Below are 5,929 nucleotides of genomic sequence, written 5' to 3' on the forward strand. Positions count from 1 at the left end.
GTATCCCTACTTACAAAATTGCCGGTGCTGCTGCCGCAGCCAGTCGCCGAGTGCGCGCGAATAGCATGTGAGCGGATCGAAGCCGGCAACGATGAAGAGCGTATCGGTGTGCGCGACGTCCGCGAACGCGGTTTCCGCGGCGACCGGGATGCCGTTGCTGGCCGCGACGGGCGCGCCGTCCGGGCTGAGCACGTGCCAGCGATAGTGCTGCGTGCGAAAGCGGTTCGCGACGCGCAGCGGTTCGAGCGCAGACATGAAGCCGAGGGCGGAGAAGCCCGGCAGCAGCAGGAAGTGGAAATCCTCGGACATGGGCGTGGGGTTTCAGGCGAACGGAATCGGACCGTCGCAGCCTAGCGCCCACGGCGCAGCCAAGCAAGCGCCGACAAGGGTTTCGCACCCGGAAATGCCCGTCCGGCAAGGGCTGCGCGCAATCTAGTGGTTTCTACGCATAGTCGCATCCAGTCAAGAAAACGTCGCGGACGGTCGCCTTGCGACGAATATGGCTCGTTACCTTGGAGTCCACGATGCAGCCCGGGATGCGTTCCGCGCACCCGCTGGCCGCTGTGTCGAACCGGGAGGAGCCATGAAGTCGAGAAAGTTTGTCGCGCTGGGCGCGGCGTTGCTTGCGGCATGTGCGTGGTCGACCGCCTCGCTGGCCGAACAGGAGCCGGCGAACTGCCGCGCCGTGCGTTTCGCGGACATCGGCTGGACCGACATCACGTCGACGACCGCGATGGCGTCGATGATGTTCGAGGCGCTCGGCTACAAGCCGACCACGACGATCGCGTCGGTGCCGATTTCGTTCGCGGGACTGAAGAACCGGCAACTCGACGTGTCGCTCGGCTACTGGTGGCCGGTGCAGCAGCATCAGCTTCAGCCGTTCCTCGACAGCAAGTCGATCAACGTGATCGAGCCGCCGAACCTGTCCGGGGCGAAGGCGACGCTCGCGGTGCCGGGCTACGTCTATCAGGCCGGCCTGAAGTCGTTCGAGGACATCGCCAGGCATCGTGCGGAACTCGACGGCAAGATCTACGGGATCGAGCCCGGCAGCAGCGCGAACGCGACGATCCAGAAGATGATCGACACGAACCAGTACGGGCTCGGCGGCTTCAAGCTCGTCGAATCGAGCGAAGCGGGGATGCTCGTCACCGTCGAGCGGGCGATCCGCGACAAGAAATGGATCGTGTTCCTCGGCTGGGAGCCGCATCCGATGAATATCCAGATCAACATGAACTACCTGTCGGGCGGCGATGCGGCGTTCGGGCCGAACTACGGCGAGGCGCGCGTCTACACGCTGACGTCGCCGGACTTTCTCACGCGCTGCCCGAATGCCGGCAAGCTCGTCAGCAACCTGCACTTCTCGACGCAGCTCGAAAACCAGCTGATGCAGGCGGTGATGAACAAGACCAAGCCGACCGACGCCGCGCGCGCCTACCTCAGGAAAAATCCGCAGGTGCTCGATGCCTGGCTCGCGGGCGTGAAGACGTTCGACGGCAAGGACGGACTGCCGGCCGTCAGGGCATATCTCGGCATGTGACGGACACGGGCATCGCGCAGATGCCCTTCGACGATCAACGACGCAACCAGCATGAGGCCATCAGCATGAACCACGAAGTCATCGTGACGTGCGCCGTCACCGGCGCGGGCGACACCGTCGACAAGCATCCGGCGATTCCCGTCACGCCGAAGGAGATCGCGGCTGCCGCGATCGAGGCGGCGAAGGCCGGCGCCACCGTGGCGCATTGCCATGTGCGCGATCCGCAGACGGGACGCGGCAGCCGCGACCCGAACCTGTATCGGGAAGTGGTCGACCGCATTCGTTCGGCCGACGTCGACGTCATCATCAACCTGACGGCCGGCATGGGCGGCGATCTGGAAATCGGTCCGGGCGAGCATCCGATGCGCTTCGGCAAGGGCACGGATCTCGTCGGCGGACTGACGCGGCTCGCACACGTGGAAGCGCTGCTGCCCGAAATCTGCACGCTCGATTGCGGGACGCTGAATTTCGGCGATGGCGACTACATCTACGTGTCGACACCCGCGCAGTTGCGCGCCGGCGCGAAGCGCATTCAGGAGCTGGGCGTGAAGCCCGAGCTGGAAATCTTCGATACCGGGCATCTGTGGTTCGCCAAGCAGTTGCTCAAGGAAGGCCTGCTCGACGATCCGCCGCTGTTCCAGCTGTGCCTCGGCATTCCGTGGGGCGCGCCGGCCGATACCGGCACGATGAAGGCGATGGTCGACAACCTGCCGCCGGGCGCGCACTGGGCCGGCTTCGGTATCGGGCGCATGCAGATGCCGATGGTCGCGCAGGCGATGCTGCTCGGCGGTCACGTGCGCGTCGGGCTCGAGGACAACCTGTGGCTCGATCGCGGTGTGCACGCGTCGAACGGCACGCTCGTCGAACGTGCGCGTGAAATCGTCGAACGTCTCGGCGGGCGCGTTCTGACGCCGGCCGAGGGGCGCCGCAAGCTTGGCCTGCCGGCGCGCGGCGAGCGCCCGCTCGAACGCCGCGGGATCGCCGAGCTCGCCTGACGTCATGCGGCATGGCGACGGCCGCGCGCAGTCGGCCGTCATCGGTTTTCCACCGAATTCAAGGATGCGTTTGTCATGGCTTTGATTACCGACATCAAGACGTTTGCAGCAATCGGCACCGGCGTGATCGGCGGCGGATGGGTCGCCCGCGCACTCGCGAACGGGCTCGACGTAGTCGTGTGGGATCCCGCGCCCGATGCGGAGCGGCAACTGCGCGCGAACATCGCGCACGCGTGGCCGGCGCTGGAGCGCGCGGGCCTGAAGCCGGGCGCCGATCCGGCGCGGCTGCGCTTCGTCCCGACCATCGAGGCATGCGTCGCCGATGCCGATTTCATCCAGGAAAGCGCACCTGAACGCGAAGCGCTGAAACGCGAACTGCACGAGCAGATCAGCCGCGCGGCCAAGCCCGGCGCGATCATCGCGTCGTCGACGTCGGGGCTTCTGCCGACGGATTTCTATGCGCGCGCGACGCATCCGGAGCGCTGCGTCGTCGGCCATCCGTTCAACCCGGTCTATCTGCTGCCGCTCGTCGAGGTGCTGGGCGGTGAACGGACCTCGCCGGATGCGGTCGAGGCCGCGATGCAGATCTATCGACATCTCGGCATGCGTCCGCTCAAGGTGCGCAAGGAAGTGCCCGGCTTCATCGCGGACCGGCTGCTCGAAGCGCTGTGGCGCGAGGCGCTGCACCTCGTCGACGAAGGGGTGGCGACGACCGGCGAGATCGATGATGCGATCCGTTTCGGCGCGGGCATCCGCTGGTCGTTCATGGGCACGTTCCTGACATACACGCTCGCCGGCGGCGAAGCCGGCATGCGACACTTCATGCAGCAATTCGGTCCGGCGCTCGAACTGCCGTGGACGAAGCTCGTCGCGCCCCGGTTGACCGACACGCTGATCGACCGCGTCGTCGAGGGCACGGCCGAACAGCAGGGCACGCACAGCATCAAGGCGCTCGAGCGCTACCGCGACGAGTGCATTACCGAGGTGCTGCACGCGATCGCCGCGGTCAAGGCGCGGCACGGCATGCAATTCGAGGATTAGGCGATGACGCTCGATACCCCGCTGACGATTTACCGCGACGTCGTGCGGCCGGAATGGGTCGATTACAACGGACATCTGCGCGATGCGTTCTATTTGCTGATTTTCAGCTTCGCGACCGACGCGCTGCTGGATCGCATCGGGCTCGACGATGCGGCGCGCAAGACGCGCAGGCGCTCGGTCTATACGCTCGAGGCGCACATCGCCTATCTGCACGAGATCAAGGAGGGCCAGCGCGTGCGTGTCGATGCGCGCGTGTTCGCATTCGATGCGAAGCGGCTGCATCTGTATCTGGAGATGTTTGCGGAAGGTATCGACGCGCCGGTCTCCGCGAGCGAGCAGATGCTGCTGCATGTCGATACGCGCGACGGTCCGAAGTCGGCGCCGTTCGATGCGGACGTCGCCGAGCAGGTCGGCGCGCTGCACGCGCTGCAGCGCGACTGGCCGGCGCCCGCGTATGCGGGGCGCACGATCGGCCTGCCGGCGCGCCGATAGCGCGGCGCGCAGACGATGCTCGAACCGGACATCGCAGCGTTTGTCTCGGCGGTCGATGCGTGGTATCCGGCCGGCGCGGCGGCGCGATCGCCCGCTGAACAGCGCCGCGTCTACGAGCGCTTCGCGGCGGCCTGGACGCCAGCCGCGTTGCCGGCCGGAATCGTTCGGGAGGACGGAGTATGCGCTGCGTCGAACGGGCGATCGATCGCGCTGCGTTGCTACCGGCCCGCACACGATGCGCCGTGCGGCACAGTGCTGTTTTTGCACGGTGGCGGTTTCGTCGTCGGTTCGCTCGACAGCCATGCGCTGATCACGGCGCGTCTTGCGGCGGATACGGGGCTCGCGGTGATCGCGGTCGATTACCGGCTCGCGCCGGAGCATCCGGCGCCGGCGGCGCTTGAGGATGCGCTGGCCGTTGCCGATGCCGCGCTCGCGGCGCGTCTGCCGTTCCGCGCGCTCGCAAGACCGCTGACGCTCGCGGGCGACAGCGCGGGCGGGATGCTGGCCGCGGCCGTCGCGACGATATGGCGCGATACCGGGCGCGGCGGGATCGACGGCATCGCGCTCGTCTACCCGATGCTCGGCTTCGAGCCGCAGCTTCCGGCGCGCGACACCGAAGCGCACGCGCCGATGCTGACGCTGGCCGACGTCTATCGCTATCGCACGTTGTACTGGGGCGAACGGATACCGCCGCGCGGAACCGTTCCGCTCGATGCGGCACGTTTCGACGGTTTGCCGCCGGTGCTGGCGGTCGGCGTCGAGCACGACCCGTTGCGGGACGATGCACGCGTCTATGTCGAACGGATTCGTGCGGCTGGCGGCACGGCGCGATTCTGGATGGGCGAAGGGCTGGTACACGGCTGCTGGCGCGCACTCGACACGAGTCCGCAGGCGGCCCGGATGCACCGCATGGTCGGCGCATTCCTGCGCGCACCCGGCGCGTAGCGGGGGATTCGACCGCCCGCGTCATGCGGGCAGCGGCCGTGCGCATCGCGGACTGGCGGACGTGTTGACTGCAGCGTGGCACCGCGAGGCGACGACGGCATGGTGCGTGCCGAATGACGCAATGGTTTCCGGGGCATGTTCGTTCGACAACCCGGAAAAAGCGCCCGGACGCCATGCGCCCGGGCGAAGCCGCCCCTGACGGAGCGGCGGAGGTATGCGGTCGGCAAAAATGCCGAGCCCGGCCGATGAATTCGTCCGGGCATGAGATGACGTGTGACGCACGGCGCCCGCGAGGGGCGCGGGCGCTTACTGGCCGAAGAAGATCGAGTCGCGCGGGTTGAACGTCGTTGCGACCGGGCGGCCGGTACGAACGACCGGTGCGGCTTGCGCGCCGTAGCCGCTGGTGTCGACGCCATGGACGTGCGCTTCGGCGGCCTGCGCATTTTCCGGGTAATGCGGGCTGGCGAGGCTCGGCTGGTAACCGGCCTTTTCGAGTTGAACCAGTTCTTCGCGCACTTGGTCGCGGGTCAGGCTGCTTTGGGCAAATGCGCCAAACGAAGCGGACAGGGCGGTAGCGGCAACGACTGCGAAAACGAGCGATTTCATGATGACCTCCGGTGTTTTGTCTGTTTCGCTTCCGACACCATGTCTTAAGCGAGTGGTTAAATCTTAGCGATCGGAGGATCTAGGGTAAACGCGTATTTTTGCGATAAATTCTTGCGCGGGATGTAACAGTCGGGCGCCGCATCGATCTTCGCAAATTCTTGTGCGCGCGGCTGAAATACATCTGACGAATGAGCGCGTGACGCCGGCGCCTGCCAGCCCGTTTCGACGCCGCCTGCCGGGCTGGCCGCAGCCGGCCCGCAAGCCCGACGCGACTGCGCCGGCGCTCCGTCAGTTGCTGCCGGCGAGCGCGAGC

Annotated in this window: 6 protein-coding genes and 1 pseudogene; 5 read left to right on the forward strand and 2 right to left on the reverse strand. The window is 66.7% G+C overall.

The genetic code is table 11. The annotated features are described in order from the left end of the window. Positions 1–21 precede the first annotated feature (21 nt). A pseudogene (locus KH616_RS20160) lies at positions 22–309 on the reverse strand (GlxA family transcriptional regulator); the annotation flags it as partial. Between the two features lie 274 nt (positions 310–583). Between KH616_RS20160 and KH616_RS20165 the strand changes: the two are divergent. From KH616_RS20165 to KH616_RS20185, 5 genes are all read left to right on the forward strand, one after another. Continuing rightward, on the forward strand, positions 584–1,537 hold the full coding sequence (locus tag KH616_RS20165; RefSeq protein WP_292250192.1) for a choline ABC transporter substrate-binding protein: 954 nt from the start codon (positions 584–586) through the stop codon (positions 1,535–1,537). A gap of 65 nt (positions 1,538–1,602) precedes the next feature. After that, on the forward strand, positions 1,603–2,532 hold the full coding sequence (locus tag KH616_RS20170; protein ID WP_292250194.1) for a 3-keto-5-aminohexanoate cleavage protein: 930 nt from the start codon (positions 1,603–1,605) through the stop codon (positions 2,530–2,532). 75 nt (positions 2,533–2,607) lie between these two features. After that, positions 2,608–3,573, forward strand: a complete 966-nt coding sequence (locus tag KH616_RS20175) for an L-carnitine dehydrogenase (RefSeq protein ID WP_292250195.1) — start codon at positions 2,608–2,610, stop codon at positions 3,571–3,573. Positions 3,574–3,576: 3 nt separating this feature from the next. Further along, the gene (locus tag KH616_RS20180; RefSeq protein ID WP_292250196.1) at positions 3,577–4,065 is read left to right on the forward strand and encodes a thioesterase family protein; all 489 of its coding nucleotides are present in this window, start codon (positions 3,577–3,579) and stop codon (positions 4,063–4,065) included. Between the two features lie 15 nt (positions 4,066–4,080). Further along, positions 4,081–5,010, forward strand: coding sequence for an alpha/beta hydrolase (locus KH616_RS20185; protein WP_292250197.1), 930 nt, complete (start codon positions 4,081–4,083; stop codon positions 5,008–5,010). Between the two features lie 306 nt (positions 5,011–5,316). Here the strand turns inward: KH616_RS20185 and KH616_RS20190 are convergent, their stop codons facing one another. Beyond that, the gene (locus KH616_RS20190; protein ID WP_292250199.1) at positions 5,317–5,616 is read right to left on the reverse strand and encodes a DUF4148 domain-containing protein; all 300 of its coding nucleotides are present in this window, start codon (positions 5,614–5,616) and stop codon (positions 5,317–5,319) included. Between the last annotated feature and the right edge of the window lie 313 nt (positions 5,617–5,929).

This window comes from Burkholderia sp. (assembly GCF_018375725.1).
Lineage (GTDB): Bacteria > Pseudomonadota > Gammaproteobacteria > Burkholderiales > Burkholderiaceae > Burkholderia.

Bases quoted from the DNA above. Each gene is read 5' to 3' on its own strand.
- KH616_RS20165 (WP_292250192.1), top strand. From the start codon at position 584: ATGAAGTCGAGAAAGTTTGTCGCGCTGGGCGCGGCGTTGCTTGCGGCA.
- KH616_RS20170 (WP_292250194.1), top strand. From the start codon at position 1,603: ATGAACCACGAAGTCATCGTGACGTGCGCCGTCACCGGCGCGGGCGAC.
- KH616_RS20180 (WP_292250196.1), top strand. From the start codon at position 3,577: ATGACGCTCGATACCCCGCTGACGATTTACCGCGACGTCGTGCGGCCG.
- KH616_RS20190 (WP_292250199.1), bottom strand. From the start codon at position 5,616: ATGAAATCGCTCGTTTTCGCAGTCGTTGCCGCTACCGCCCTGTCCGCT.
- KH616_RS20185 (WP_292250197.1), top strand. From the start codon at position 4,081: ATGCTCGAACCGGACATCGCAGCGTTTGTCTCGGCGGTCGATGCGTGG.
- KH616_RS20175 (WP_292250195.1), top strand. From the start codon at position 2,608: ATGGCTTTGATTACCGACATCAAGACGTTTGCAGCAATCGGCACCGGC.